At 67.2% G+C, this 23,947-nt stretch carries 25 protein-coding genes and 3 pseudogenes; 13 read left to right on the plus strand and 15 right to left on the minus strand.

Annotation, left to right across the window (positions count from 1 at the left end; genetic code table 11):
* Positions 1–3 precede the first annotated feature (3 nt).
* From LRS08_RS09060 to LRS08_RS09080, 5 genes are read right to left on the minus strand one after another with little or no spacing between them, the layout of a single operon-like run.
* Positions 4–723 (minus strand): flagellar assembly protein FliH, encoded by a 720-nt coding sequence (locus LRS08_RS09060; protein WP_257843975.1) that lies wholly within the window; start codon positions 721–723, stop codon positions 4–6.
* Positions 716–1,726 carry a flagellar motor switch protein FliG gene (fliG, locus tag LRS08_RS09065; protein ID WP_257843974.1) on the minus strand — a complete coding sequence of 337 codons (1,011 nt, stop codon included), beginning with the start codon at positions 1,724–1,726 and terminating at the stop codon, positions 716–718. The genes LRS08_RS09060 and fliG overlap by 8 nt, the downstream gene beginning before the upstream one ends.
* A gap of 1 nt (position 1,727) precedes the next feature.
* A complete protein-coding gene (fliF, locus tag LRS08_RS09070; RefSeq protein ID WP_257843973.1) occupies positions 1,728–3,371 on the minus strand; it encodes a flagellar basal-body MS-ring/collar protein FliF in 1,644 nt (547 codons plus the stop codon).
* Positions 3,372–3,373: 2 nt separating this feature from the next.
* Positions 3,374–3,742, minus strand: coding sequence for a flagellar hook-basal body complex protein FliE (gene fliE / locus LRS08_RS09075; protein WP_257843972.1), 369 nt, complete (start codon positions 3,740–3,742; stop codon positions 3,374–3,376).
* Complete coding sequence (locus LRS08_RS09080; protein ID WP_260481585.1) at positions 3,739–4,992, minus strand: sigma-54 interaction domain-containing protein; 1,254 nt, start codon at positions 4,990–4,992, stop codon at positions 3,739–3,741. The genes fliE and LRS08_RS09080 overlap by 4 nt, the downstream gene beginning before the upstream one ends.
* A 249-nt stretch (positions 4,993–5,241) precedes the next feature.
* Here LRS08_RS09080 and LRS08_RS09085 point away from each other — a divergent pair.
* Both LRS08_RS09085 and LRS08_RS09090 read left to right on the plus strand, forming a co-directional pair.
* Positions 5,242–5,646 (plus strand): annotated as a pseudogene (locus LRS08_RS09085) (flagellin FliC); the annotation flags it as partial.
* Positions 5,647–6,387: 741 nt separating this feature from the next.
* Positions 6,388–6,645: pseudogene (locus tag LRS08_RS09090) on the plus strand (flagellin); the annotation flags it as partial.
* Between the two features lie 170 nt (positions 6,646–6,815).
* Here LRS08_RS09090 and LRS08_RS09095 read toward each other — a convergent pair.
* From LRS08_RS09095 to LRS08_RS09140, 10 genes and pseudogenes are all read right to left on the minus strand, one after another.
* On the minus strand, positions 6,816–8,201 hold the full coding sequence (locus LRS08_RS09095) for a M28 family metallopeptidase (protein WP_257843969.1): 1,386 nt from the start codon (positions 8,199–8,201) through the stop codon (positions 6,816–6,818).
* A gap of 57 nt (positions 8,202–8,258) precedes the next feature.
* A complete protein-coding gene (locus LRS08_RS09100) occupies positions 8,259–8,612 on the minus strand; it encodes a YbaN family protein (RefSeq protein ID WP_257843968.1) in 354 nt (117 codons plus the stop codon).
* Positions 8,613–8,658: 46 nt separating this feature from the next.
* Positions 8,659–9,400: pseudogene (locus tag LRS08_RS09105) on the minus strand (sigma-70 family RNA polymerase sigma factor).
* Complete coding sequence (flhA, locus tag LRS08_RS09110) at positions 9,397–11,487, minus strand: flagellar biosynthesis protein FlhA (RefSeq protein WP_260481586.1); 2,091 nt, start codon at positions 11,485–11,487, stop codon at positions 9,397–9,399. The pseudogene LRS08_RS09105 and the gene flhA overlap by 4 nt, the downstream one beginning before the upstream one ends.
* A 6-nt stretch (positions 11,488–11,493) precedes the next feature.
* On the minus strand, positions 11,494–12,369 hold the full coding sequence (locus LRS08_RS09115) for a lytic transglycosylase domain-containing protein (protein ID WP_257843965.1): 876 nt from the start codon (positions 12,367–12,369) through the stop codon (positions 11,494–11,496).
* Positions 12,370–12,509: 140 nt separating this feature from the next.
* The gene (locus LRS08_RS09120; RefSeq protein ID WP_257843963.1) at positions 12,510–12,824 is read right to left on the minus strand and encodes a flagellar protein FlgN; all 315 of its coding nucleotides are present in this window, start codon (positions 12,822–12,824) and stop codon (positions 12,510–12,512) included.
* Positions 12,811–13,095: a flagellar biosynthesis anti-sigma factor FlgM gene (gene flgM / locus LRS08_RS09125; RefSeq protein WP_257843962.1), complete on the minus strand. Its 285-nt coding sequence runs from the start codon at positions 13,093–13,095 to the stop codon at positions 12,811–12,813. The genes LRS08_RS09120 and flgM overlap by 14 nt, the downstream gene beginning before the upstream one ends.
* A gap of 101 nt (positions 13,096–13,196) precedes the next feature.
* Positions 13,197–13,709, minus strand: a complete 513-nt coding sequence (locus LRS08_RS09130) for a flagella basal body P-ring formation protein FlgA (protein WP_257843961.1) — start codon at positions 13,707–13,709, stop codon at positions 13,197–13,199.
* Positions 13,706–14,248 carry an OmpA family protein gene (locus LRS08_RS09135; protein WP_257843960.1) on the minus strand — a complete coding sequence of 181 codons (543 nt, stop codon included), beginning with the start codon at positions 14,246–14,248 and terminating at the stop codon, positions 13,706–13,708. The genes LRS08_RS09130 and LRS08_RS09135 overlap by 4 nt, the downstream gene beginning before the upstream one ends.
* A complete protein-coding gene (locus LRS08_RS09140; protein WP_257843959.1) occupies positions 14,245–14,931 on the minus strand; it encodes a motility protein A in 687 nt (228 codons plus the stop codon). The genes LRS08_RS09135 and LRS08_RS09140 overlap by 4 nt, the downstream gene beginning before the upstream one ends.
* Positions 14,932–15,155: 224 nt before the next feature.
* Between LRS08_RS09140 and LRS08_RS09145 the strand changes: the two genes are divergently transcribed.
* Genes LRS08_RS09145 through LRS08_RS09195 form a run of 11 tightly spaced genes read left to right on the plus strand, consistent with a single transcriptional unit; the run spans position 15,156 to position 23,881 of the window.
* The gene (locus LRS08_RS09145; protein ID WP_257845454.1) at positions 15,156–15,509 is read left to right on the plus strand and encodes a flagellar basal body protein; all 354 of its coding nucleotides are present in this window, start codon (positions 15,156–15,158) and stop codon (positions 15,507–15,509) included.
* A 3-nt stretch (positions 15,510–15,512) separates the two neighbouring features.
* Positions 15,513–15,926, plus strand: a complete 414-nt coding sequence (gene flgC, locus LRS08_RS09150; protein ID WP_257843957.1) for a flagellar basal body rod protein FlgC — start codon at positions 15,513–15,515, stop codon at positions 15,924–15,926.
* Positions 15,926–16,606: a flagellar hook assembly protein FlgD gene (locus LRS08_RS09155; protein ID WP_257843956.1), complete on the plus strand. Its 681-nt coding sequence runs from the start codon at positions 15,926–15,928 to the stop codon at positions 16,604–16,606. Before flgC ends, LRS08_RS09155 begins: the two co-directional genes overlap by 1 nt.
* A gap of 20 nt (positions 16,607–16,626) precedes the next feature.
* Positions 16,627–17,916 carry a flagellar hook protein FlgE gene (locus LRS08_RS09160; protein ID WP_257843955.1) on the plus strand — a complete coding sequence of 430 codons (1,290 nt, stop codon included), beginning with the start codon at positions 16,627–16,629 and terminating at the stop codon, positions 17,914–17,916.
* A 26-nt stretch (positions 17,917–17,942) separates the two neighbouring features.
* The gene (gene flgF, locus LRS08_RS09165) at positions 17,943–18,686 is read left to right on the plus strand and encodes a flagellar basal-body rod protein FlgF (protein WP_260481587.1); all 744 of its coding nucleotides are present in this window, start codon (positions 17,943–17,945) and stop codon (positions 18,684–18,686) included.
* Between the two features lie 24 nt (positions 18,687–18,710).
* A complete protein-coding gene (gene flgG, locus LRS08_RS09170; protein ID WP_257843954.1) occupies positions 18,711–19,499 on the plus strand; it encodes a flagellar basal-body rod protein FlgG in 789 nt (262 codons plus the stop codon).
* Positions 19,492–20,187: a flagellar basal body L-ring protein FlgH gene (locus LRS08_RS09175; protein ID WP_374580503.1), complete on the plus strand. Its 696-nt coding sequence runs from the start codon at positions 19,492–19,494 to the stop codon at positions 20,185–20,187. The genes flgG and LRS08_RS09175 overlap by 8 nt, the downstream gene beginning before the upstream one ends.
* A gap of 11 nt (positions 20,188–20,198) precedes the next feature.
* Positions 20,199–21,293: a flagellar basal body P-ring protein FlgI gene (locus LRS08_RS09180; protein WP_257843953.1), complete on the plus strand. Its 1,095-nt coding sequence runs from the start codon at positions 20,199–20,201 to the stop codon at positions 21,291–21,293.
* Positions 21,290–21,640: a rod-binding protein gene (locus LRS08_RS09185; protein WP_260481588.1), complete on the plus strand. Its 351-nt coding sequence runs from the start codon at positions 21,290–21,292 to the stop codon at positions 21,638–21,640. Before LRS08_RS09180 ends, LRS08_RS09185 begins: the two co-directional genes overlap by 4 nt.
* Positions 21,637–22,968: a flagellar hook-associated protein FlgK gene (flgK, locus tag LRS08_RS09190; protein ID WP_257843951.1), complete on the plus strand. Its 1,332-nt coding sequence runs from the start codon at positions 21,637–21,639 to the stop codon at positions 22,966–22,968. Before LRS08_RS09185 ends, flgK begins: the two co-directional genes overlap by 4 nt.
* Positions 22,969–22,972: 4 nt before the next feature.
* The gene (locus LRS08_RS09195) at positions 22,973–23,881 is read left to right on the plus strand and encodes a flagellin (RefSeq protein ID WP_257843950.1); all 909 of its coding nucleotides are present in this window, start codon (positions 22,973–22,975) and stop codon (positions 23,879–23,881) included.
* Positions 23,882–23,947: the final 66 nt, after the last annotated feature.

Consider the following 23,947-nt stretch of genomic DNA (forward strand, 5'->3'; position numbering starts at 1 on the left):
CCTTCAAATTTCGGGTGGAATCGGAATGCGGTCGATCGCCTGGGCGAGCTGTTCGAGCCAGAGTTCGGGGCCGTCCTCGACGATCGTCGAGGCGCTTTCGATAACAAAGGCACCGCGCTTGAGCTGCGCGTCGCCGACCGGGAAGACATTCTTGGGCAGATGGTCCTGTACCAGTGCGACATCGTCCGGATGCAGCCGCAGGATCGCCGATTCGGCGCTGTCCGCCAGCAGATCGGTCGCCGCCTCGATGCGGTGCGCGAGGACATCGGGAGCTACCCCGGCATCGCCGATCATCCGCGAGACGAGGTGGAGTACGGTCTGGCGCAGATGACCGGCCATGCGCGTCCGGTCGAAATGGGCGCCCCGCGACAACGCATCGCTGACCTGGGCGAGCAGGGCCGCCTGTTGCGCCGACGCGGCGTCCGCCTCGGCGCGACCGGCGGCCAGCCCCTCGGCATAGCCTGCCGCCCGCGCAGCGGCGACCGGGTCGACGAACTGCGCAGGCGGGGCCTTGGGCTCCACCGCCTTGTCGGCGTCGAACATATCCCAGCCCTGAGTCGGCTTGTGGCCTGGTGCTTCGGGCGCGAAATGGCGCGGCGTCGCAACTGCTTCGCGCGGGGCGATGGGGCGCGCGGCGAAGGCGCCGGGCGGAGCGAAGGCGCGCTTGAGCGCGTCGGCGATCCCTTCGCTGCGTGCGGCCAGACCGGGGACAAAGTTAGACATAATCGTCATCCCCGCCGCCGCCCGGCATCGTGATCGTGCCGTCCTTTACCAGCTGACGCGCGATGGCGATCATCGCCTTTTGCGCGTCGAGCACTTCGGCCATCTTCATCGGGCCGCGTGCTTCCATCTCGTCGCGGATCGTGTCGGCCGCGCGGCTCGACATGCAGGACAGGAATCGGGTGCGCGCTGCCTCGTCCACGCCCTTGAGGCTGCGGACCAGCACGTCGCTGTCGATGTTGCGCAGCAGCGTGCCCATATTCTTGTCGTCGAGTTCGAGCAGATTGTCGAAGACGAACATCGCCTCCTCGATCGCGCGGGCAATCTCACGGTCGATCTTGGCGAGCTTGGGCATCACCTTCTGTTCGGTGATCTTGCGCGCCGACGACATGATCTTCGCCGCCTCGCGCGTACCGCCCATCTGCAGACCGACAACCCGTTTGGGCTGCCCCGCATGACGTTCGAGCAACTGGGTCAGCGTCGCAATGGCGTCGGGCGTGACCGGACCCAGCCGCGCGACGCGGCGCAGCACCTGCGGCTGGATCGCCTCGGGCAACATCTCGAGCACCTGCGCGGCGACCGCCGGATCGAGATGCGCAAGCAGCACGGCGGCGATCTGCGGATGCTCGTCTTCCAGCATCCCGGCGATCTCGGTCGCGTCCATCCAGGCGAGCGCGCTGATCGATTCGGCGGGCTCAGGCGGCAGGATGCTGGCGAGCACCGTCCCCGCGCGTTCCGGCCCCAGCGCCTTGGTGACCACCGTTTCGAGCTTGGGGCGCGGATCGAACTGGATCGCGCTGCGCTCCTGCGCACGGCCGGTGAAGTCGTCCAGGACCTGCGCCATTTCCCATTCGCTGACGTCCGCAACGGCCATCATCGCCGAACCGAGCTGACGCACCTCGTCGGGATCGAGTTTCTGCAGGATCGCGGCAGCCTCTTCGTCGCCGACGACCATCATCAGAACGGCGGCACGTTCGACGCCGGTGAAGCGGCGGGGGGCGTTCATCTCACTGACCCTCCGTGCGGATCATGTCGCGCACCGCCAGTGCGGCGCGGGCAGGATTGTCGCGGGTGAAGTCACGCACGAGTCCCACGCGGTCGCCGAGCGACAGGCCCGATCCGGACAGCATCTGCGGGCTGACCGGCGTCGGCAGCTGCACGCCGTCAGCGGCACCCATCGGCACGCCCGAGCCGCGCGCATCGTCGCGGCGGCGCATCAGCGAGCGGGCGAGCGGGCGGACGCCGAGCAGAAGGACGAGCAGCGCGATCACCAGAGCGGTAACGTTGCGCGCGATCATCGCGAACCATGTGGTTTCGTAGAAGGGAATGCCCTCCGCCTCGGCGGCGGCGTTGGTGCTGAACTTGCGGCTGACCACCGTGACCTGGTCCTGGCGATCCGCCTTATAGCCGACCGTCGCCTTGACCAGCTCATCGATCTGGCGAATCTCGACCTGACCGCGGGGCTTGCCCGGCTCTTCGCGCAGCAGCACGGCGACCGACAGCCGCTTGATGCTGCCCGGCATGTTGCGCGTCACCGATACCTCACGCCCGTTGCTGTAGCTGCGGGTGAAGCTGTCGCTCTGCTTCATGCCCGGCGCGGCGACGGGTGTCGCGAGCTGGCCGGGCTGGGCCGGAGCATCGGGGGTCGGCGTAGCGACCGTGCTGGGCGGCGGCGGGACGTTGGACAGCGCGCCGGGGATGCCACCGGGGGCAGCCGCCGCATCGCGCGGCGCGCCGGTCCAGTTGCCCTGTTCGGCGCGGACGACGGTGCCTTCCTTGTCATAGCTTTCGCGGGTCGCCTGGCTTTCGTCCAGATCGACTTCGGCCTGCACCTCGGCGCTGAAATTGCCCGCACCGAGCAAGGGGGTGAGCAACTGAACCAGCTGCTGGCGCACCTTGTCCTCGACCCGGTTCTGGAAATCGATGCGCGCGTCGCCGGCGCTCGATTCCTGGCCGGACTTGCTGAGCAACGCGCCCATCTGGTCGACGATGGTCACCGAATCGGGCTTCATCCCCGGCACCGACGAGGCGACGAGGTTGACGATCGAGCGGACCTGCGCGTCGCTGAGGGCGCGGCCCGGCTGAAGCTTGACGATCACCGATGCACTGGGTTCCGCCTTGTCGCGGACGAACACACTGGCTTCGGGGGTGGCGAGATGCACCCGCGCCTCAGCCACCGTGTCGATCGCGCCGATCGAGCGGGCGAGTTCGGTCTCGCGCGCCTGGCGCAGCCGTTCACCCTCGACCGCGCGGCTCGCGCCCATGGGCAAATTGTCGAGCAAGGCATAGCCGCCGGGTGCCGCCTTGGGCAAATCCTGACCGGCCAGCAGCATCCGCGCCTTGTGATAATCGTCCTCACCGACAGTGATCGACCCCGACCCGTCGATGCCGTTCGCGATGCTGGCGGCGTCGAGCGCCTGCGCCACCGCCGCCTTGTCGCTTTCGGGCAGGTTGGCGAACAGCACACGCTGCGGCGGGGTCGACAGGCTTATCCAGGCGAGCGCCGCAGCGGCGATCAGCCCGAGCATGAAGATCAGCGGAAGGCTGCGCTTGACCGCTGGCTGGGACAGGATGCCGCCCAGCTGCTTCATCGGATTTGCCATCCCGGCATTGGCGGGGGCGGCGTCGGCGGTGGCGATGGCGTTGCTCATGGTCAGACCGGCATGCTCATGATGTCACGATAGGCGGTCAGCAGCTTGTTCCTGACCTGAAGCGTCGCTTCGAACCCGACCGACGCCTCCTGGCGGGCGAGCATCACCTTGGCGATGTCGACCGTTTCGCCGCGCTCATAGGCGGCGGAAAGCTCGCTGGCGCGGTTCTGCGCGCCATTCACCTTGCCGACCGCCTGCTCCATCGTGTCGATGAAGCTCGACGGCCCAGCAGGCTGGACGCCCGGCGTACCGACCGGGGCGGCAGCACCGCTGGTCGCGCGCTGAAGCGCCTCGTTGCGTTCGAGGATCTGGGCGCGCAGTTGCATCACCCGGTCGACGCCCCCGGCGCCGCCAATTCCGCCGACGCTCATGCGCTAATCCTCCGGACAAGATCCTCGCCTTGCTCGCGCGCCTTGGCGAGGCGGTAGCGCAGCGTGCGTTCCGAGATGCCGAGCCGCTTGGCGGTCTCGGTCCGGCTTCCGCCGCATGCTGCCAGCGTCTCGCGGATCGCCGCGAATTCGCTGAGCTGGACGATGTTGCTGAGCTGGCCGGGTTCGGCCTGCACCGGCGCGGCCAGCGTCGGCGCGCGGTCGAAGATCAGGTGATCGGGCGTGATCGCGTCGCCCATGCACAGCAGCAGCGCACGCTGGATCACGTTCTCCAGCTCGCGGACATTGCCCGGCCAGTCATGCGCCTGGAGCACCGCCAGCGCCTCGCGCGTCACCCACGGGAGTTGACCGCGCGGGCCAGCGTGGCGCAGCACCATCGCGGCGGCGAGCGCGGCGACATCGCCCGGACGCTCGGCCAGCGGCTTGGTCGACAGCGGGAAGACCGACAGGCGGTAGTAAAGATCGGCACGGAAGCGGCCTTCCATCACCTCGGTCTGGAGATCGCGGTTGGCGCAAGCGATGACGCGGACGTCGATCTTCTCGGCTGCGGTCGCCCCGATCGGAACGACTTCGCGCTCCTGCAATGCGCGGAGCAATTTGGCCTGCAGCGCCAGCGGCATTTCGGCGACTTCGTCGAGCAGCAATGTGCCGCCATTGGCCGCGCGGAAAAAGCCTTCGCCCGCCGCATTCGCACCGGTGAACGCGCCCTTCTGATGCCCGAACAGCAAGGCTTCGAGCATGGTTTCGGGCAAGGCCGCGCAATTGACCGCGATGAACGGGCCGTCGCGGCGAGTGCTACCCATATGGATCGCCTTGGCCAGCACTTCCTTGCCGGTGCCGGTCGGGCCGTTGATCAGCACGGTGATGTCGGCGGCGGCGACGCGTTCGGCCAGCGCGTAGAGCGCCAGGCTTTCGGGGTCGGCCGCGACCGGAGCATGCGCGCCGCGCAGCATCGCGCTGGCAAAGCCGGTCGCGACGGCGGTGTCATCGGCGCCATAGGACAGGCGCGCGGGATTACCGTCATGGAACGGGATCGCCGCGACCGGGCCGTCGGCCAGCACCAGGGTGCGGGCAGAGACCGGGGGCGCTTCGCCCTCGACGATCATGAACAGATCGCCGGGCATCGGCTTCACCTTGTCGGCCGCGCCGATCGTGAATCCCTGCGAGCGAAGCGCCGAAACCAGCGCATAATTCTGGCGAAGGACTGCTGCCGACGGAAAGATGGTCTGCATTCGAGAACCCCCTGTTGATGGGGGGAATGCGGGATTGATGGTAAACGACCGGTAAACCAATTCAAAAAAAACAGCATTTTTCGGCTCCAGTTAGCCGCGCACGCCTCTACGCGCGCGCGAGACCTGCGAAAAACCGCGCAGAAAACTGCTTAATCCGCCGGCCACCCTGCCGTTCTACCCCATTGGCGGCTCGGGCTCTCTCGCATTCAGGGGGGAACGGAGAGACGCCGGATTGAACGGAGACAAGACATGACTGTTATCGGAACGAACATCGCGAGCCTTCGCGCCGCGAACGCTTCGAAGACGGCGTCGGCCTCGCTGCAGACCGCCATGGAGCGTCTGTCGACTGGCAAGCGCATCAACACTTCGAAGGACGACGCCGCCGGCCTCGCCATCGCATCGACGATGACCTCGTCGATCCGCGGCATGAGCCAGGCGATCCGCAACGCCAATGACGGCGTCAGCCTTGCCCAGACCGCCGAAGGCGCGCTGAGCGAAGTCACCAACATGCTGCAGCGCATCCGCGAACTGTCGGTTCAGTCGGCTTCGGGCACCTATTCGGATAGCGACCGTGCGAACCTTCAGTCGGAAGTGACCGCGCTGACCTCGCAGATCTCGTCGGCGCTCTCGACCACCAAGTTCAACGGCGTGTCGCTGTTCACCACCACCTCGGGCGGCGCGGGAACGACGACCAGCATCCAGACCGGCTACAACTCCGGCGACACGGTTGCGATCACGATCGGCAATATCGACCTCAGCAGCATGTCGGCCGGCACCCGCGCCGCGACTCAGGCAGATGTCGATGCGGGCACGACCCGTGAAGCGACTGCGGACGACGTGACGGCAGGCGCGACCCGCGCTGCGACCGCCGCAGATGTGACCGCCGGTGCGACCCGCGAAGCGACCGCCGACGACGTGACGGCAGGCGCGACCCGCGCTGCGACGCAGGACGACGTCGATGCGGGCGTGACCCGTGAGGCGACGGCTGCGGATGTGACCGCCGGTGTGACCCGTGCGGCAACTGCGGATGACGTAACGGCCGGGGCTACCCGCCTCGCCACGCAGGACGATGTCGACAACGGCCTGATGCGCCCGGCGACTCAGGAAGACATCGACAACGGCTTTGGCGGCAATATCGGTGACGACATTGCGGCTGCAGTTGGCGACGAAGTTCTGGCCGAAGAAGGCGATATGATCGTCGTGAGCGAAGGCGACGAGATCACCGTTTCGGTCGGTGACCAGGTTGCTGCCGAAGAAGGCGACCTGATCGCGGCAGAAGTCGGTGACATGATCGCGGCGGAAGTGGGTGACGACATCGTGGTTTCGGTCGGTGACGATATCGAAACGACGGGCCTGTCGGTTGCGACCTCGGCCGCGGCGACCAGCTCGCTCGCCACGATCGACGCGCTGCTCACCACGGTGAACACGGTCCGCGCCGGCCTTGGCGCCAGCCAGAGCCGCCTGGAATCGGTGGTCAACAACCTGACCAGCAACGTGACCAACCTGACCGAAGCGCGCAGCCGCATCGAGGACGCCGACTTCTCGGCCGAAACGACGGCGCTCGCCAAGGCCCAGATCCTGAGCCAGGCATCGACCGCGATGCTCGCCCAGGCCAACCAGTCGCAGCAGAATGTTCTGACGCTGCTTCGCTAAGCGTGTGCCCGGTCGGGGTGTCACCCCCCTGACAGGCGCCACGGCCGGTCACCCTTCCCTGTTGGAAGGGCATGCGAGGAAGCCCCGGTGGTCGCGAGACCGCCGGGGTTTTTCTTTATTTGGTGGCGGTCCACCTCCCCTGCGGTGCAGGGGAGGAATGAAGAGATCCCCTACTCCGCCGGCTTCCCGCCGGGGGTCCAGTCGGGGCGGAAGTCGGTATCGGCGAGCCAGCGCGCGGGGCCGATCAGCGACTGGACCGCGCGCGCCATGAACAGAATGTCGAGATTGGCGACGGTATCCTGCGCCGAATGATAGGTCGGCGTCATCGCCCAGCCCGAAATGGTGTGCGCCACCACCCCACGCCGCGCGAGCGCGAAATTATCCGAACGCTCGAAGAAGTTCTGCTCCGGGTACGGGTCCCTGGTGACCAGCGCCCCGCGTTCGGCAAGCGTCGGACCCAGGTTCGAACGCTCGAACCCGGTCATCATCATCGTGCCCTTGGGCAGCTTGGGGTCCTGCGCACCGATCATCTCAAAGGCGAGGTTCGCCACAATGTCGGTGAGCGGCACCGGCGGATTGGCGGCGAAGGCGCGCGATCCGAAGCCGCCCATCTCCTCCGCCCCGAACGCGGCGAACAAGATGCCGCGCTTGTGCCGCTTGCCGCTGCTCAGCGCATGGGCGAGTTCGAGCACGGCGGCGACGCCCGACGCATCGTCGTTCGCCCCATGCATCACCGTCCCGTCAGGCTGGACGCCAAGATGATCGACATGCGCGGCGAGCAGGATCACCCCGGCCTTGGGATCGGTGCCGGGAAGGTAGCCGACCGCATTGGTCGTCTCGACCTCATCGCGCACCAGGTTCAGGCTCATCTCGACCGGCTTGCCCGCCGACTTCGCCGCCTTGTCGAACGCCTCTGCCGGAAGGACGATCACCGACAGCCCGTCTTTGGGGGGCTGACCGGCGAGATAGGAGGTGAGGCGCGGCTGCTTGCCGATCATGTCCCACAATTTCGCGGTCGCCTCGCTCGCGCGCAGCACCAGCAGCTTGGTCCCCTTGCCGCGCACTGCGCGCATCGCGGCGGACGGCGATATCTTCGCGCTCGATACGAACAGGATGTCGCCCCCTGGAATCGCTGCGGCATCGTCACCGGCATAGACCACCGCATCGCCCGTCGCGCGATCCGCGCCGCCCAGGATCAGGGTCGCACCCTTCACCGCCTTGCCCGCGACGGTCACCGCCGGTTCGCCGTCGAGGCGCGGACGGATCACCTTCACCTTCTGGAGATAGGAATCCGCGCCCGGCGCATGCTGAAGCCCATAGCCCTGAAAGCGCGCGGCGACATAAGCGGCGGCAATCGCCTCGTCGCGCGTCGCGCTACCGCGCCCCTGCAACTCCGGCCCGGCAAGGAAGCGGACATGCGCCGCGATCCATTCGGGCTTCACCGTCCAGTCGGTCGCCGGGGCGGCGGTGGTGACCGGCGCAGGCGCTGCGGTCTGGGCAAAGGCAGGCGCGGCGAGCGCGGTGCAGAGCAATGCGGCGGCGAAGATACGCTTCATGAAAACCCCTCAAACTGATCGCGCGACCCTAGCGGGGCCTGCGCACAGGGCAAGGCGTCAGGCTTCGGGCCGGGTCCACAACCAGCCGCCGATCACGGCGGCAGCGCCGATCGTGACGAGCGGCCAGGGCATTGCGGTGAGGAACAGGGTCAGTGCGATGCTGACAGCAAAGGCGATGGTCGCCGCGACCTTGCCGCTGCGGCTCACCGCGCCCCGTTCGCGCCAGCGGACGATATGCGGGCCGAAGCGCGGATGGTTGAGGAGTCTTGCCTCCAGTCGCGGCGAGCTGCGCGCGAAGCAATAGGCCGCCATGATGACGAACACTGTCGTCGGCATCACCGGCAGGAGCGCGCCGATCACCGCGAGGCCGAGGCAGAGAAATCCGGCGATCAGATAGAGATGGCGACGCACCCTAACTGCGTAGCAGGGTTATCGCGACTGTCTCGCAAAAAGCGAACTACCCCAACCGCCGCATCAGCCCCTTTTTCAGCCGGTCATGCGCACTCTTCTTGATCTGGCAGACGCGCGCGGCGCCGACGCCGAGCACCTGGCCGATCTCTTCGAGGTTGAGTTCCTCGACATAATAGAGCTGCACCACCAGCTGCTCCTTTTCGGGCAGTTCGGAAATCGCTTCGATCAGCGCCTCGCGCTGGTCGGCCTCGGCGAGCTGGTCGAATGCGTTCGGCTCATCGGACATGAACCACGGGCCTTCGTCCGAATAGACATCGTCGATCAGAATCGAACCGCACCGCCTCGGCGCTGGCATAGTCGCTGCGCAGCTTCTCCACCGTCACGCCCAGCTTCGACGCGACCGCCGCCTCGTCCGGTCGCGCGCCATCGGCGGCGAGCGCGCTCACCGCGTCCTGATAGGCGCGGCGGCGCTTCATCGCGCCGCGCGTGATCGTCGCTTGCCGGCGCAGCTCGTCGATCATCGCGCCGCGCACGCGCGTGTGGAGATATTGGTCGAAGCTGACGAGGCCGCGATCCTCGAAGCTGCCCGCCGCCTCGACCAGCGCGACCAGCCCGATCTGGACCAGATCCTCGACATCGATCAGCGTGCTCATCGACCCATGGACATGCCAGGCGAGCCGCCGGACCAGCGGCATATGCTTGCGCACCAGCGCGTCCATGTCGCGTCGCGTCTCGCCGCTGCGCGCATAGGTGAGTGCAAATTCATTCGGGGCGGGCTGATAGGTCATGCGGCAAGTGCCTCCGGTGCGCCGATCACGGCGACCACCTCGACCGACTTGTCCTCGGGCACTTCAAAGAAGCTCATCACCGGGGTGTCGGGCAGGACGGTGCGGACGAGTTTGCGGATCGCGATGCGGATCGTCGGCTGGACGACGAGCGCGAACGGCTTGGCCTCGGCGACCAGCGGCTGGGCGGCGCGCTGGAGCGCATCGACGATGCGGCGGCCAAGATCGGGCTCGATCGTGTGGCGCTTGGCCGGGTCGGAGCGGATCGCCTGGCCGAGCAGCGCTTCGAGCTGGCCCTCCAGCGTCATCACGCGCAGCGGTTCGCGCACCCCGCACAGCCGCTGGATGATCAAAGGCCCAAGTTCGGGGCGGATCAGCTCGACGATCTCGTCGGCGTCCGCGGTCTTCTGCGCGGCGAGCGCGATCGCGGCGGCGATGCGACGGAATTCCTTGAGCGGGATATTCTCGGCGAGCAGCCCGCGCAGCACCTGGGTCAGCGTCGTGATCGGCAGCGGGTTGGGCGAGAGCGAGGCGACCAGCTGCGCCGCGCGTTCACGCAGGCCGTCGAGCAGCGCCTGAACCTCGTCCGGGCCGAGCAAGTCGGACGCGTTCTGGATCAGCGCCTGGTTGAGGTGTGTCGCCATCACCGTGCCGGGATCGACCACCAGCCAGCCCTGGCCGGTCGCCGCATCGGCATCGGCGGGCGAAATCCACATCGCGTCGAGCCCGAAGGTCGGGTCCTTGGCGGGCTTGCCCGGCAGCGTGCCGACCGCCTGGCCGGTGTCGAGCGCCAGCATCTCGTCGGGCGAGACACTGTCCTCACCGATCACCACGCCGCCGACGACGATACGATAGGCATAGGGGGCCATGTTGATGTCGTCGCGCACCCGCACCTGCGGCACGACGAAGCCCAGTTCCTTCGACAGCTGGCGCCGCACACCGGTGATCCGGCCCATCAGCGCGCCGCCGCGACGCTCGTCGACCAGCGGCACCAGGCCGTAGCCGATGTCGATCATCACCTGCATATTGTCGGTGACCTCTTCCCAGCCGATCCGCGAAGGATCGACGGGTTCGGCGGCCTCGACCATCTCGGGCGGGGGCGGCAGCTTGCTCGCGCGCCACATCTTCCACGCCATGAAACCCGATGCGGCGGCGGCGGGAAGGATAATGAAGGCGGGCATGCCGGGGAGGAAGGCGAGCAGGCCGGTGATGACGGCGACCGGCGTCCAGGTGCGGTGGCTGCCGAACTGGCTGCCGATCTGGCCGGTCAGGTCCTGATCCTTGTTCGCGCTGACACGGGTGACGATCGCGGCGGCGGCGATCGACAGCAGCAGCGCCGGGATCTGCGCGACCAGCGCGTCGCCGATCGCGAGCAGCACATAGGTCTGCGCCGCCTCGCCCAGCGACATGCCATGGCTGACCGGACCCAGGATCAGGCCGCCGATGATGTTGATGAACAGGATCAGCAGGCCGGCGACCGCGTCGCCCTTCACGAACTTGGACGAACCGTCCATCGCGCCGTAGAAATCGGCCTCGGTCGACACCTCGATCCGGCGCGCCTTGGCTTCGTCGGGGGTGATCAGGCCGGCATTGAGGTCGGCGTCGATCGCCATCTGCTTGCCGGGCAAGGCGTCGAGGGTGAAACGCGCCGACACTTCCGACACGCGCCCCGCACCCTTGGTCACCACAATCATGTTGATGATGATGAGGATCGCGAAGACGAACAGGCCGACGACATAATCGCCGCCGATCATGAACGTCCCGAACGCCTCGATCACATGGCCGGCCGCCGCTTCGCCCTCATGCCCATGGCCCAGCACAACGCGGGTCGAGGCGACGTTGAGGCCGAGGCGGAACAAGGTCGCGAACAGCAGCACGGTCGGGAAGGCGGAGAAGTCGAGCGGCTTTTGCGCGTTGAGCGCCACCATCAGCACCGCGAGGCTGATGATGATGTTCATGATGAAAAAGGCGTCGAGCAGGAAGGTCGGCACCGGCACGACCATCATGCCGACCAGCACCAGGATGGCGGCGGGCAATGCGAAGCTGCGGAGCGCGGGGACGATGCCCCCCTGAAAGGTCGCTGCGTTCATTGCGGATCAGGCTCCCAGCCGGGCGAGCATCAGGTAAGCGAGCTTGGCGGTCTCCGGCGTCGGGCGCAGCGGGTTGGCCGTCGGCATCGTCGACGCCTTGAGCCGTCCCGCGCTTTGCAGCCGGTCGAGCGTGGTCAGCCAGCCGCGATCCTGCCCGACCGCTTCATTGCCGAGCACCACTTCGACATCGTCGCCGAGCGAGGCGACGAGCGTCTGGAACTTCGCGTCGAGATTGCCGGAGGCGAGGCCGGTGGCACCGACCGCAGCTGCGCCGCGATCGAGCTTGCCGGCGAAGCGCTCATAGATTTGCCCGAGCGTGCGCTGCGACCCGTCCGAGGTGTAGAAGATGTTGCGGTTGGCGCGCGCTGCTGCGGGGAACATGCTCGCAGCGCCGCGCGTCGGATCGGCGTCCATCGCGCGCAGGAATTTGCGCGCGCCGCCCAGACCCAGGAAATGCGCCATATAGAGGTCGGTGCCGGTCGTCTCGCGACCCAGCGATGCTTCCAGCGACGCCTTGTTGTCGCTGGCGTGCTCCGCGGCCATGAGCGACGCAGCCTGTGGATCGTTGCGCAGCGACAGGATCGCCTGTCGGGTCGCTGCATCGGCGACGGTGAACCGGCCATTGGCGGTCTGGCGGATGCTGTCGGCCGCCCAGCCAAGGCCGTGCTTCTGCCCATGCTCCTTGACGACGCCGAGCCAGCTCTGCTCGATGAACTGATAGAGGCCGGTCGCGCTGGAGGTGCGCGCGCGCGCATCGGCGCGCAGCCCGCTTTCGACCTGTGCCTGGCCGAGCAGATAGTTGAAGTCGATGCCGGTCTTCTGGCTCGCCGTCGCGATCGCCGTGGTGACGGTCGTCCGGGCTCCGATCGAAGGTACGGTCATAGGCCTTGCTTCTCATCCCCTTGGGTCCAGGGAGATCAGCAAGAGGCGTGCCAATATTGCGAAATAGGCGTCACCCCAGCGAAAGCTGGGGTCTTTCGCCTCAAAAGACCCCAGCTTTCGCCGGGGTGACGGGCATGCAATCAGCCGGCGGCAAATCCGGGCCGGTAGGACGGCAAATCATTGCCGGTCAGTGCCGTCAGCCGCCGCCGCACATTCGCGGCCATCAGGTTGACATAGATGCGACAGCTCTCATTGAGCCGGTGCGCTTCCTCGGCGAGCGCCCTGAGCTCGCTGGACAACGCGGGATCGTCGTCATTGGCGGCCCCCACCGCCTCGATCCCGATCAACTTCTCGCGCGTCGCACGTTCGAGCGCGGCGACGTCGTTCGCCTTCAGCGCGGCGATCTCGGCATGCAGCGCCTCGATCACGCGGACCAGGGCGTCATGCCGGGTCATTCGGGTTCCACTGAAGCTTGAGCGCGAGCAGCCGGTCGGCGATGGTCGAGGGGACCAGCGGGAAATTGCCGTCGGCAATCGCCTTCTTGATCCGCGCCACGCGCTCGGCATCGACCGGTGCGCTGGCAGCGGCCGACTGGGTCAGCGACGCGGCGGCGCTGGTATTGGCAGCCTGGCTCGCGCCCTCCACCGACCGCACGGGCGCGGCTGGAGACACCGGCGTGAGCCGGGAAGCGAGTGATGCAGGCTTGAAGCCGACTGGATCCACCATGTCTGCGACCCTTTTTCTGCGGACATACGCGAAAACGACGCTTTGACGGGGAGCTTTAGGAAAAAATGCACGGGCGGCGATTTTTTCTGCCGCCCAGCGGATCAGTCGCCGAAGCCGGGCAGTTTCGCGCGACCCGGCGCGAGCGCGATTGCCGCGACGGGCGGACGTTTGTCGTCGGTCTTGACCAGCACGCGGCCGCCCACGGCCGCATCGGCCATCGCCAGCCCCTCGCGCGTGATCGAGAAGCCGGCGGCACCCGCCTCCAGCATCACGGGATCGCCGCGACGGATCACCAGTTCGGGCTTGGCCGCAGCCGGTGTCGGCGCGGCGGCCACCGTGGTCGGTGCGGCCTTGGGCAGCGCGTTGATCGCGACAAAGACGCGCCATTGCTGCGGCCCCTGGCACCGGATCACCACCGCGTCCTCGGCGGGCGAGCGCCAGCTGAGCTGCGGCGCATCGCACGCTGCAAGCTTGAGGCGCTTGTCTACCGCAGCGCGCGCACCGCCCTCGGCTCCAATCGGTGCACCGGCAAAGCGTTCGACGAGCAGGTCGAGCGCGTCGGTCGATTGAAAGGCCGCGGTCGGGCCGGACAGAGCGATCAGGAGTGCGATCATTGTTGGTCTCCAGCTTCTGATTCAGGATCGCCGGCAAAGCCGACGGACAGGGTCACGGCGCGGCGGTTGCCGGGCGCGACGCGAAGGATGAGGCGTTCGGGCGACACAGCACCTTCTGCCACAAGCGCGGCAGCAGCTGCGCGCGCACGGTCAGCGGCGAGGATGGCGGCGCTGCCGGTGCGCGGATCGGTATCGCCCTCGGGCGCGGTCGATCCGGTGATGGTGATGACGGTCCGCTTGTCGCGCGCGACATCGCGCGCCCAGCTGATCGTGGCGGTCAGATCGGCATAGGCGCTCCCCGGCGCATAGCCATCGACGCGCGCCCGGGCGACCGCCATCGGGTCGACCGGCGCGGGCGCTTCGACGCCGAATCCGCTGCGCAGGCCCGCGAGCAGGCGGGTGCGATCCGCTTCGCGATGCGCCTGAAGCAGCACGAAGAAGCCGATCAGCAGCAACGCCAGATCGGCGAGCGTGATCAGCCAGACCGATCGCGCCGGCGCGATGTCGTCCCAGCTGTCGGGGCTGAGCGCGCCGGTCATGCCGCCATCTCACGCTTGCGCGCACGCTCTAGAGTAGCAAGTCTTGCCAGTGGGGCTGCGAGCCGCAGCCGTTCAGCCGCCTCGACACGGGCGAGGCGCTTGAGCCGGGCAACGATCGGCATGGCGACGAGGTTGGCGAGCAGTGCTCCGTACAGCGTGGCAAGCAGTGCCACCGCCATCGCCGCGCCAACCCGGTCGGGATCTTCCATCGCCGCGAACATGCGGACCAGCCCCAGGATCGTGCCGATCAGCCCCATTGCGGGCGCGACCTCGGCCACCCCGCTCCACAGTTCGATCGCCGCGCGATGCCGCTCGGCACGGATCGCTGCGCGGTCGCGGATGGCCGCCTCGATGTCCGACGGGGTCGCGCCATCGACCGCCGCCGCGACCGCCGCCGCCATGTCGGGATCGTCGATGACCGAGCGGTCGAGCGCGATCAGGCCGTGGCGCTTGGCAATGCGTTCGAGCGACCCGGCCTGCGCAATCAGCGGCTCGGCGTCGAACGGACGACGCAGCAGCGTCTTGAGCGCGACCAGCCCGCGTCCGACGTCGGCCAGCCGGTGCCGCAGCACGACGCTGACCGCCGTGCCGCCCAGCACGATGGCAAGCGCCAGCGGATCGAGCAGCACGGAGGAGTCGAGCGGGGCGAACGCGGCGAGATCGGCGGATGCGGCACTGTTCATGCGCGTAGTCTTTGCAAGCGCCGGGCCAAATCGCCCGCCACCAAGGAATGACCGGCAAGATGACAGGGAACCGGCAAAACCGGCAAATCCGCTGCCGTCCGCGCGGCAAACTCTTGCCGCCCACAGTGTCAAATGCAGCAATCGCGGCGATTTCAGCCCGCTTCCCGCAAACTGGCACGCCCATTGCTAGGAACCCTGCGAACATTGGCATGAGGACCGTCAATATGGGCAGCAACAGTCTCTTCGGGGTGCACGGCGCGGCGCTCGAAGTGCGTTCGCAGCGCATGGGCGTGCTCGCGTCGAACATCGCGAACGCATCGACGCCCGGCTTCAAGGCGAAGGATATCGATTTTCGCGAGGCGCTGAGCGCGATCGAGACGCCCGGAATGGCCGGCGCCGATCCGATCGGCGGCGCGACCAAATATCGCACTCCGCTTCAGTCCAGCCTCGACGGAAACACCGTCGAGCTGGCCACCGAACAGACCGCCTTTGCAGAGAATGCCGTCGCCTATCAGACGACGCTCGCATTCCTCAACGGGCGCATCGACACGCTCAAGCGCGCGCTGAAGGGAGAGTAACCCATGTCCGAGCAGCCGCTTTCCATCTTCCAGGTCGCGGGCCGCGCCATGTCGGCGCAGCTCGTGCGGATGAACACCACCGCCTCCAACCTCGCCAATGTCGGCCAGGTCGCGTCCAATCCGGGCGAAGCCTATCGCTCGATGAAACCCGTCTTCCGCACGCATTTCGATGCGGCGAGCGGCATGGCGACGGTCGATGTCGAAAACGTCGTCGTCGCCGGCGAAGCGCCCACCAAGCGCTATGACCCCGGCAACCCGATGGCCGACAAGGACGGCAATGTCTGGGAAAGCGCAGTCGATGAGACCCGCGAGCTGGTCGACATGATGGAGACCGCCCGCACCTATCAGAACAATGTCGAAGTGATGCAGACGGCAAAGACGCTGATCACCCAGACGCTGAACCTGGGACGCAGCTGATGAGCTTCGACACGACCATGGCCAATCTGGGCATCGGCCGCACCGGCACGGCGCAGGCGAACACCAATTCGCTCGGCACTTCCGCGATGGATCAGTCCGACTTTCTGACGCTGATGACCGCGCAGATGAAGAATCAGGATCCGTTCGATCCGGTCGACAACACCCAGATGGTCGCCCAGATGGCGCAGTTTTCGTCGCTCGCGGGAATCAGCGAGATGAACACGACGCTGCAGGCGATCGCGGCAAAGCTCAACGCGACCTCGACCACCGATCTTGTCTCATGGGTCGGGCGCACCGTGCTGACCGAAGGCGCAGTGGCCTATCCACGCACCGATGGGTCGCTCGGCGGGATGATCGAGCTGGGCGCAGACGCCGCCGAGGTCAATGTCGTGATCGAGGGGCCGAACGGCGAGATCCTCAAGAATGTCTCGCTCGGCGCCGCGCCTTCAGGCCGCACCGAATTCGAATGGGACGGAACCACCGATACCGGTGAGCCGGCCGGCAATGGCCCCTTCACCCTCCGCGTCGCCGCGCGCGATGCCGATGGCGACGTCGTCACCGCCAAGCCGCTCGTCTGGGCTCCCGTGACTGCGGTCGCGATGGGCAGCGACGGCAACCCGGTCCTTACCCTGCCTGGCATCGGCCAGGTGTCCACCACCGCGATCCGCCAGATCGGCTGAGTTCAAACAGGAGCAATTCGATGTCTTTCTTCACCTCGCTCTCCGGTCTTCAGGCGGCGCAGACCGACATGTCGACCATCAGCCACAATCTGTCGAACGTCTCGACGAACGGCTTCAAGAAGAGCCGCACCGAGTTCGCCGACGTGATCGCGTCGAGCGTGTCGCTCAACCCCAACCAGATGATCGGTTCGGGCACGGTGGTGAAGGCGATCCGTCAGCAGTTCGGCCAGGGCGGAATGCAACAGTCTTCCTCCAGCCTCGACATCGCGATTGCCGGCGACGGCTTTTTCGCGGTCAAGCCGAGCCTGGAGGCCGCCGGGGTCAATTTCACCCGCAACGGCAGCTTCCTGGTCAACAGCGACCGCTACGTCACCGACTCGCAGGGTGGTTATCTGCAGGTTTATCCGGTTGATGGATCGGGCGCAGTGGTGGCGACGGGCCTTGGCTCCACCGTAAACCTGCGCCTGCCGCAGACCAGCGGCGTGCCGGAGGCGACCGAAAATGTCGCGCTCTCGCTCAACCTGTCCGCCTATTCGGCCGTCCCCTCGGAAGCATCGCGCTTCACCGAAGATACACCCTATGCGTTCGATCGTTTCGATCCGGGCACCTACAACAACTCGACCCAGACGACGATCTACGATGCCAGCGGCAACCCGCTTACGATGACCAGCTATTTCGTGCGCGAGACGACTGACGCGCCATCGACCTGGTCGGTTTACAGCTTTGTCGGCGACAAGCAGCTTGGCACCGATGCCGCCAATCCGCAGCCGGTGACGTTGACGTTCGACGCCAGTGGCGCGCTGACAAGTCCGACCGAGCCGACCCAATTCGCGCCCTTCACCGTCGGATCGAGCACGGCCGAGCAGAGCATCGCGCTCGACTTTGGGACGAGCACCACGCTGCTCGGCGCGCCGTTCAGCATCAACAGCCGCAGCCAGGATGGCAAGGCGGTCGGCCAGCTCGACGGCGTGACCGTGGGCGAGGACGGCATTGTCCGGGCCAGCTTCTCCAACGGCGACAGTCTGGCGCTGGGCAAGATGGCGCTCGCCAACTTCTCCAACCCGTCGGGGCTGCGCCAGCTCGGCAATTCGACCTGGGCCGCGACCGGCCTGTCGGGCGAACCGCGGTTGGGCGAGCCGGGGGTCAACGGCTTTGGCGGGCTGATGTCCGGCGCGATCGAGCGGTCCAACGTCGACATCACCGAGGAGCTGGTGGGACTGATCGCGGCGCAGCGCAACTTCCAGGCGAACGCCAAGGCGCTCGATACCGCGAGCCAGATCTCGCAGACCATCTTCAACATCCGCAGCTGATTTCAGCGATTTAGGAGGCATTCGCGATGGATAGACTCGTCTATACCGCCCTGTCCGGTCTCAAGGGCCAGATGCAGGCGCAGGCGACGATCGCGAACAATATCGCGAACGCCTCGACCATCGGATACCGCGCCGACCGGGTCAATTTCGAACGCCTGCTGGTGCAGGGCGACGGCCATGACAGCCGCCAGCCCAGCGTCGAGACGGTGGTCGACATGGACCGCCGAGCCGGCGCGATCACCCAGACCGGGCGCGGGCTGGACGTCGCGATCACCGACGAGGGCTGGCTCGCGGTCCAGGCCGCCGATGGAAGCGAAGCATACACCCGGCGCGGCGATTTGCGCGTCGCACCGAGTGGCGTCTTGGAAACCGGCGACGGTTTCCCGGTGATGGGGTCGGGGGGCCCCATCACCGTGCCGCCGCACGACAAGATCATGATCGCCGCCGACGGATCGCTGTCGATCGTCCCGCCGGGGGCCGATCCCGCGCAGCCGCCGCAAGTGATCGACCAGATCAAGCTGGTCAGCGATGCTGGCAGCCGTACCGTCAAGGGACTGGACAATCTGCTCCACGTCCGCGGCGGCGGCGCGCTGCCACAGGATATGGACGCGACATTGATGTCCGGCGCGCTCGAAGGATCGAACGTCAACCTCACCCAGGCGCTGGTCGACATGATCGAGAACCAGCGCAGCTACGAGGTGCAGGCGAACCTGCTCCGCGAAGCCAAGTCGATGGACGAGAGCGCCGCATCGCTGATGCGCGTCAGCTAAGAATTTCAGAGAAGGATTAGACCCATGGGTTCCGCAGCAATGCACATCGCGCGCACCGGGCTTGATGCCCAGGACATGCGCATGCGGGTGATCTCGAACAACCTCGCGAACGTGAACACCACCGGGTACAAGCGCGACCGGGCGAGCTTCGAGGCTTTGGCCTATCAGGTCGTCACCGCGCCCGGCGCGGCGAGCACCGCCGAGACGCGCTACGCCACCGGCACCAATCTCGGCACCGGCGTGCGCATTCAGGGCACGGCGCGGATCGACACCCAGGGCGCGATGCAGACCACCGGCAACGCGCTCGACATGGCGCTCGACGGCAATGGCTATTTCCAGGTGCAGATGCCGGGCGGCCAGCTCGGCTATACCCGCGCCGGCAACTTCGCGCGCTCGCCCGAGGGCATGCTGGTGACCAGCGAGGGCTATCAGGTGATGCCCGGCATCACGATCCCCGAAGGCGCAACGTCGATCACCGTCGGCAGCGACGGCACGGTCAGCGCGACCATCGCGGGCCAGACCGAGGCAAGCCAGGTCGGCCAGATCCAGATCGCCGCCTTCCCGAACAGCGCAGGACTGCAGGCGATCGGCGACAACTACCTCGTCGAAACCGCCGCGAGCGGTGCGGTCAATCTCGGGATCGCCGGGCAGGACGGGCGCGGCAACATCCGCCAGGGCATGCTCGAAGGGTCGAACGTCAATGTCGTGGAAGAGCTGGTCGACATGATCGAGACCCAGCGCGCCTATGAGGTCAATTCCAAGATGATCTCGGCGTCGGACGAGATGCTCCAGTACATCAACCAGAATGTCTGAGGGCCATATGATGCGCACCGTCTCCGCCCTCGCCGCCCTCACCGCCTGCGCGTTCGTCGCGCAGCCGGTCGATGCGAAGCTGTTCGGCAAGAAGCAGCCGGCGGAGGATTTCACGGTCACGCTGCCCGCGCCGGTCGCGCCGCCGCCTGCTGCCAATGGGTCGATCTTTCAGGCGAGCGAAGGCTATGCCGCGCTCCACGAAGGCACGCGCGCGCGCCGGGTCGGCGATCCCGTCACGATCGTGCTGGTCGAGCGGACCAGCGCGTCCAAATCGGCGGGCACCAACCTCGACAGCGGCGGCGGCTTCTCGCTGACTCCGCCGAGCACCGGTGCGTTGTCGCTGTTCAAGGAAAGCGATGCCAGCATCAGCGGCAAGCGCGGGTTCAAGGGCACCGGCGCCGCCGATCAGTCGAACGCGCTGTCAGGCGAAATCAGCGTGACGGTCGCCGCCGTGCTGCCCAACGGCACGATGCTGGTTCAGGGACAGAAGCGCGTCACGCTCAACCGCGGTGACGAGTTCATCCAGATCAAGGGGATCATCCGCCCGACCGATATCGATGCGAACAACCGGATCGCGTCGACCCGGGTCGCCGATGCCCGCATCGCCTATACCGGCAAGGGCGATGTCGCCCGCGCCGCCCGCCAGGGGTGGTTCAGCCGCTTCTTCCAGTCGATCAGCCCGTTCTGAGGAATTAGACCATGATCCGCTTCCTCATCGCCCTGCTCGCCACCCTGATCCTTGCCCAGCCCGTCGCGGCGGAGCGGATCAAGGATCTCGGCAATTTTCAGGGCATCCGTACCAACCAGCTGACCGGCTACGGCATCGTCGTCGGCCTGCCGGGCACGGGCGACGATAACCTCGAATATACCGTCCAGTCGATGAAGGGCGTCACCGCGCGCTTCGGCCTGGCGCTGCCGCCGGGGGTCAACCCGGCGCTCAAGAATGCCGCCGTGGTTCTGGTCACCGCCGAGCTGCCCGCCTTCGCCAAGCCGGGGCAAAGGCTCGACATCACCGTCTCGTCGATGGGCAAGGCCAAGTCGTTGCGCGGCGGCACCTTGGTGCTGACACCGATGATGGGTGCGGACGGGCAGATCTACGCGATGGCACAGGGCAATCTCGCCGTGGGCGGGCTGGGTGCAGAGGGTGCCGACGGATCGAAGATCGTCGTCAACATCCCCTCGTCGGGCCGCATCCCCGAGGGCGCGACGGTCGAACGCGCAGTCGAGACCGGCTTCGCCACCGCGCCGACGCTGACCTACAATCTCGCCCGCGCCGACTTCACCACCGCGCAGCGCGTCGCCGATGCGATCAATGGCCGCTATGGCTTCGGCACCGCGCGCGCGATCGACGCCGTATCGGTCGCGGTCACCGCGCCGCAGGGTGCCGATGTCCGTGCCCAGATCATGAGCGAGATCGAGAATCTCAACGTCGAATCCGCCGAAGCGGCAGCCAAGGTAATCGTTAACGCACGCACCGGCACCGTGGTCATCAACTCGGCCGTCCGGGTCAGCCCCGCTGCGGTAACACATGGTAAACTTACCGTTCGTATTGATGAATCCCAGCGCGTCAGCCAGCCAATGCCGTTCAGCCAGGGCGAGACCCGGGTCGAGCAGCAGAGCGGCGTCGGCGTCGAGGAGGAGAAGCGGCCGATGTTCCTGATGGATCCGGGTCCCAAGCTTGCCGATGTGGTCAAGGCGGTGAACGCGATCGGCGCGTCGCCGGCCGATCTGGTCGCCATCCTCGAAGCCCTGAAGCAGGCCGGCGCGCTCAAGGCGGAGCTGATCGTCCTGTGACCGACCTTCGCGCCCCCGCACCCGCAGCGCTCAAGCTGACCGGCAGCGTATCCACGGATACCGCGCGCCTTGGCACGCGCGACAATCTGGACGCGGCGGGCGAGAAGTTCGAGGCGATCTTCACCAAGATGATGCTGTCGTCGATGCGCAAGGCGAAGCTGGCCGACAGCCTGTTCGAAAGCCAGGCACTCGACCAGTTCCGCGACATGCAGGACCAGAAGCTCGCCGAGAATATGGCGGCACACACGCCGATGGGCATCGGCAAGGCGATGACCGAATTCCTCGCCAAGGCAGGCAGCGTGGAGGCGACTCCGGTCGCCGACGTCGACAAGGGTAATATGCCATGACCGACATGCTCTCGATCGGCGCAAGCGGGGTGCGCGCATACCAGACCGCGCTGACCACGACGTCGGAGAATATCGCGAATGCCGGAACCGCCGGCTATTCGCGCCGCATCGCGTCGACCCGCGAGGTGGCCGCACCGAGCGATCCGTCGAACCGCATGCTCAACGGCCTGGGCGTCACCGTCACCGGCATCACGCGTGCGGGCAGCGACCTGCGCAATGCCGAAGTGCGTGCCGCCGGGTCCGATCTGGCACGCAGCGAGGCGGGGATCGTGTGGCTCGACCGGATCGAGAGCGCGCTGACCGGCAACAAGCTCGACGAGCGGATGACCGCCTTCTTCAACGCCGCGACCGCGCTCGCCGCCGATCCGTCGGCCAGCGCGCCGCGCGCAACCTTCCTGCAAGCGGCGGCGACGCTCGCGCACAGCTTCACCGCGACCGCGTCTGCGATCGACGGCGCGGCCGCCGATCTCGACGGCACCGCCGATGCCGCCGTCAACGATCTCAACGCGCTCACCGCCGGCCTCGCCAAGGTCAACGGGTCGCTGGGTCGCACCGCACAGGGCAGCAGCGCGCAGGCCGCGTTGCTCGACGAGCGCGACCGGCTGCTCGATTCGATGGCGGCGCTCACCGATGTCTCGGCCAGCTTCGACGCCGCAGGTCGCGCCACGGTGCGCGTCGGAAGCGGTGGGCCGTTGCTGGTCCAAGGCGACCAGGCGGCGATCGCAACCTATGCGCGCAGCGAAGGCGCCGTATCCTTCGCCGTCTATGGCATCGAGGGTTCGCAGGCGCTGACCCCCGGCGGCGGTGCGCTCGCGGGCCTTGCCGAGGGCGCGGCGCGGCTCGCCGATGCGAAAAGCGCGCTCGACCCGCTCGCGACCGATTTCGCCGACGGCGTGAACGCGGTGCAGGCGGGCGGCGAGAATTTGGGCGGCAATGCCGGCGAACCGATGTTCGCCGCGACTGGCGCGTGCGATTTTCGACTCGTCCTGACCGATCCGCGCGGGATTGCTGCGGCGGCTCCGGGCGGGGGCGAGCGCGACAATGGCAACCTCGGCGCGCTCGCAACGCTGCGCCGCGACGAGGGGTTTGAGAGCCAGGTCACGACGCTGACCACCGGCAATGCCAGCGCCCTCGCGGGCCGTCGCGCCATCGCCGAGGTTCAGTCGACGATCCGCAGCAACGCGGTCGCGGCGCGCGACTCCGTGACCGGCGTCAATGTGGACGAGGAAGCGGTCGACCTGATCCGCTTCCAGCAAGCCTATCAGGCGTCGAGCCGGGTGATCCAGGTCGCCCGCGAAACACTCCAGACCCTCTTCGACATCCGGTGATGCCATGCGCGTGACGACCAGCCAGAGCTTCGACCGCCCCTCGCTGCTGATGGCGAGCCTGAGCAGCCAGGCCGACCGGCTGCAGACGCAGGTGGCGACGGGAAAGAAGATCCTCGCTCCGTCCGACGGCGCATCGGGCTGGCAACAACTGGCCGGCCTCAAGCGCGCCGGCGCGGACGACGGTGCCTATGGTGCCAATATCAAGGCGGCACAGGCGCTGCTTGGCGCTACCGACACCGCGCTCGATCAGGTCGAGACCCAGCTCCAGCGCGCCCGCACGCTCGCGGTACAGGCGGGCAGCGAGACGGTGAACGCCGAGGGACGCGCGGCGATCAAGGTCGAGATCGAGGCGATCCTCACCGACCTGATCGGCGTCGCCAACAGCAAGGACACACGCGGCCATCCGCTGTTCGGAGGCACCTCGGGCAGCGCGGCTTACAGCGTGCAGGAGGATGGCAGCGTTGCCTGGACCGGAGGTGGCGATCCCGCGGCGATTCCGATCGGCGACAATGAATCGATCGCCGCAACCACTAGCGGGGCTCGTGCGTTCGGCGGCATCACGGGGTCCAGCGGGACCACCGACATGTTCCAGATCCTTTCCGCCTTCGCCGCGGCTCTCGGGCCGGACGGAGCGGAGGACGGCGTCGGGGTCGCGATGAGCGACCTCGACGCCGCTCTCGATCATCTCGGCGCGACCCGCGCCTCGGTGGGCGCGCGCGCCTTTCGCCTCGACCTCGAGGCCGAACGGCTGGGCGAGGCGGAGATCACGCGCGAGGCTGCGCGGACCGGCATCGAGGATGCCGACACCGCAACCTCAATCGCCGAGCTGCAGAAGACGCTGACCATTCTTCAGGCGACCCAGGCAAGCTTCACCAAGCTGACCAGCCTGTCGCTGTTCGATTATCTGCGCTGACGCCCTCAAGTTCACAGTGAATCGGTCGTTTAGACAGTTTGAATAGGCCGCCCGCTCGGGAGGCTC

Source organism: Sphingomonas sp. J315 (assembly GCF_024666595.1).
Taxonomy (GTDB): domain Bacteria; phylum Pseudomonadota; class Alphaproteobacteria; order Sphingomonadales; family Sphingomonadaceae; genus Sphingomonas.

Bases quoted from the DNA above. Each gene is read 5' to 3' on its own strand.
- LRS08_RS09060 (WP_257843975.1), bottom strand. From the start codon at position 723: ATGTCTAACTTTGTCCCCGGTCTGGCCGCACGCAGCGAAGGGATCGCC.
- fliG (WP_257843974.1), bottom strand. From the start codon at position 1,726: ATGAACGCCCCCCGCCGCTTCACCGGCGTCGAACGTGCCGCCGTTCTG.
- fliF (WP_257843973.1), bottom strand. From the start codon at position 3,371: ATGAGCAACGCCATCGCCACCGCCGACGCCGCCCCCGCCAATGCCGGG.
- fliE (WP_257843972.1), bottom strand. From the start codon at position 3,742: ATGAGCGTCGGCGGAATTGGCGGCGCCGGGGGCGTCGACCGGGTGATG.
- LRS08_RS09080 (WP_260481585.1), bottom strand. From the start codon at position 4,992: ATGCAGACCATCTTTCCGTCGGCAGCAGTCCTTCGCCAGAATTATGCG.
- LRS08_RS09095 (WP_257843969.1), bottom strand. From the start codon at position 8,201: ATGAAGCGTATCTTCGCCGCCGCATTGCTCTGCACCGCGCTCGCCGCG.
- flhA (WP_260481586.1), bottom strand. From the start codon at position 11,487: ATGAACGCAGCGACCTTTCAGGGGGGCATCGTCCCCGCGCTCCGCAGC.
- LRS08_RS09115 (WP_257843965.1), bottom strand. From the start codon at position 12,369: ATGACCGTACCTTCGATCGGAGCCCGGACGACCGTCACCACGGCGATC.
- LRS08_RS09120 (WP_257843963.1), bottom strand. From the start codon at position 12,824: ATGACCCGGCATGACGCCCTGGTCCGCGTGATCGAGGCGCTGCATGCC.
- flgM (WP_257843962.1), bottom strand. From the start codon at position 13,095: ATGGTGGATCCAGTCGGCTTCAAGCCTGCATCACTCGCTTCCCGGCTC.
- LRS08_RS09130 (WP_257843961.1), bottom strand. From the start codon at position 13,709: ATGATCGCACTCCTGATCGCTCTGTCCGGCCCGACCGCGGCCTTTCAA.
- LRS08_RS09135 (WP_257843960.1), bottom strand. From the start codon at position 14,248: ATGACCGGCGCGCTCAGCCCCGACAGCTGGGACGACATCGCGCCGGCG.
- LRS08_RS09140 (WP_257843959.1), bottom strand. From the start codon at position 14,931: ATGAACAGTGCCGCATCCGCCGATCTCGCCGCGTTCGCCCCGCTCGAC.
- LRS08_RS09145 (WP_257845454.1), top strand. From the start codon at position 15,156: ATGGGCAGCAACAGTCTCTTCGGGGTGCACGGCGCGGCGCTCGAAGTG.
- flgC (WP_257843957.1), top strand. From the start codon at position 15,513: ATGTCCGAGCAGCCGCTTTCCATCTTCCAGGTCGCGGGCCGCGCCATG.
- LRS08_RS09155 (WP_257843956.1), top strand. From the start codon at position 15,926: ATGAGCTTCGACACGACCATGGCCAATCTGGGCATCGGCCGCACCGGC.
- LRS08_RS09160 (WP_257843955.1), top strand. From the start codon at position 16,627: ATGTCTTTCTTCACCTCGCTCTCCGGTCTTCAGGCGGCGCAGACCGAC.
- flgF (WP_260481587.1), top strand. From the start codon at position 17,943: ATGGATAGACTCGTCTATACCGCCCTGTCCGGTCTCAAGGGCCAGATG.
- flgG (WP_257843954.1), top strand. From the start codon at position 18,711: ATGGGTTCCGCAGCAATGCACATCGCGCGCACCGGGCTTGATGCCCAG.
- LRS08_RS09175 (WP_374580503.1), top strand. From the start codon at position 19,492: ATGTCTGAGGGCCATATGATGCGCACCGTCTCCGCCCTCGCCGCCCTC.
- LRS08_RS09180 (WP_257843953.1), top strand. From the start codon at position 20,199: ATGATCCGCTTCCTCATCGCCCTGCTCGCCACCCTGATCCTTGCCCAG.
- flgK (WP_257843951.1), top strand. From the start codon at position 21,637: ATGACCGACATGCTCTCGATCGGCGCAAGCGGGGTGCGCGCATACCAG.
- LRS08_RS09195 (WP_257843950.1), top strand. From the start codon at position 22,973: ATGCGCGTGACGACCAGCCAGAGCTTCGACCGCCCCTCGCTGCTGATG.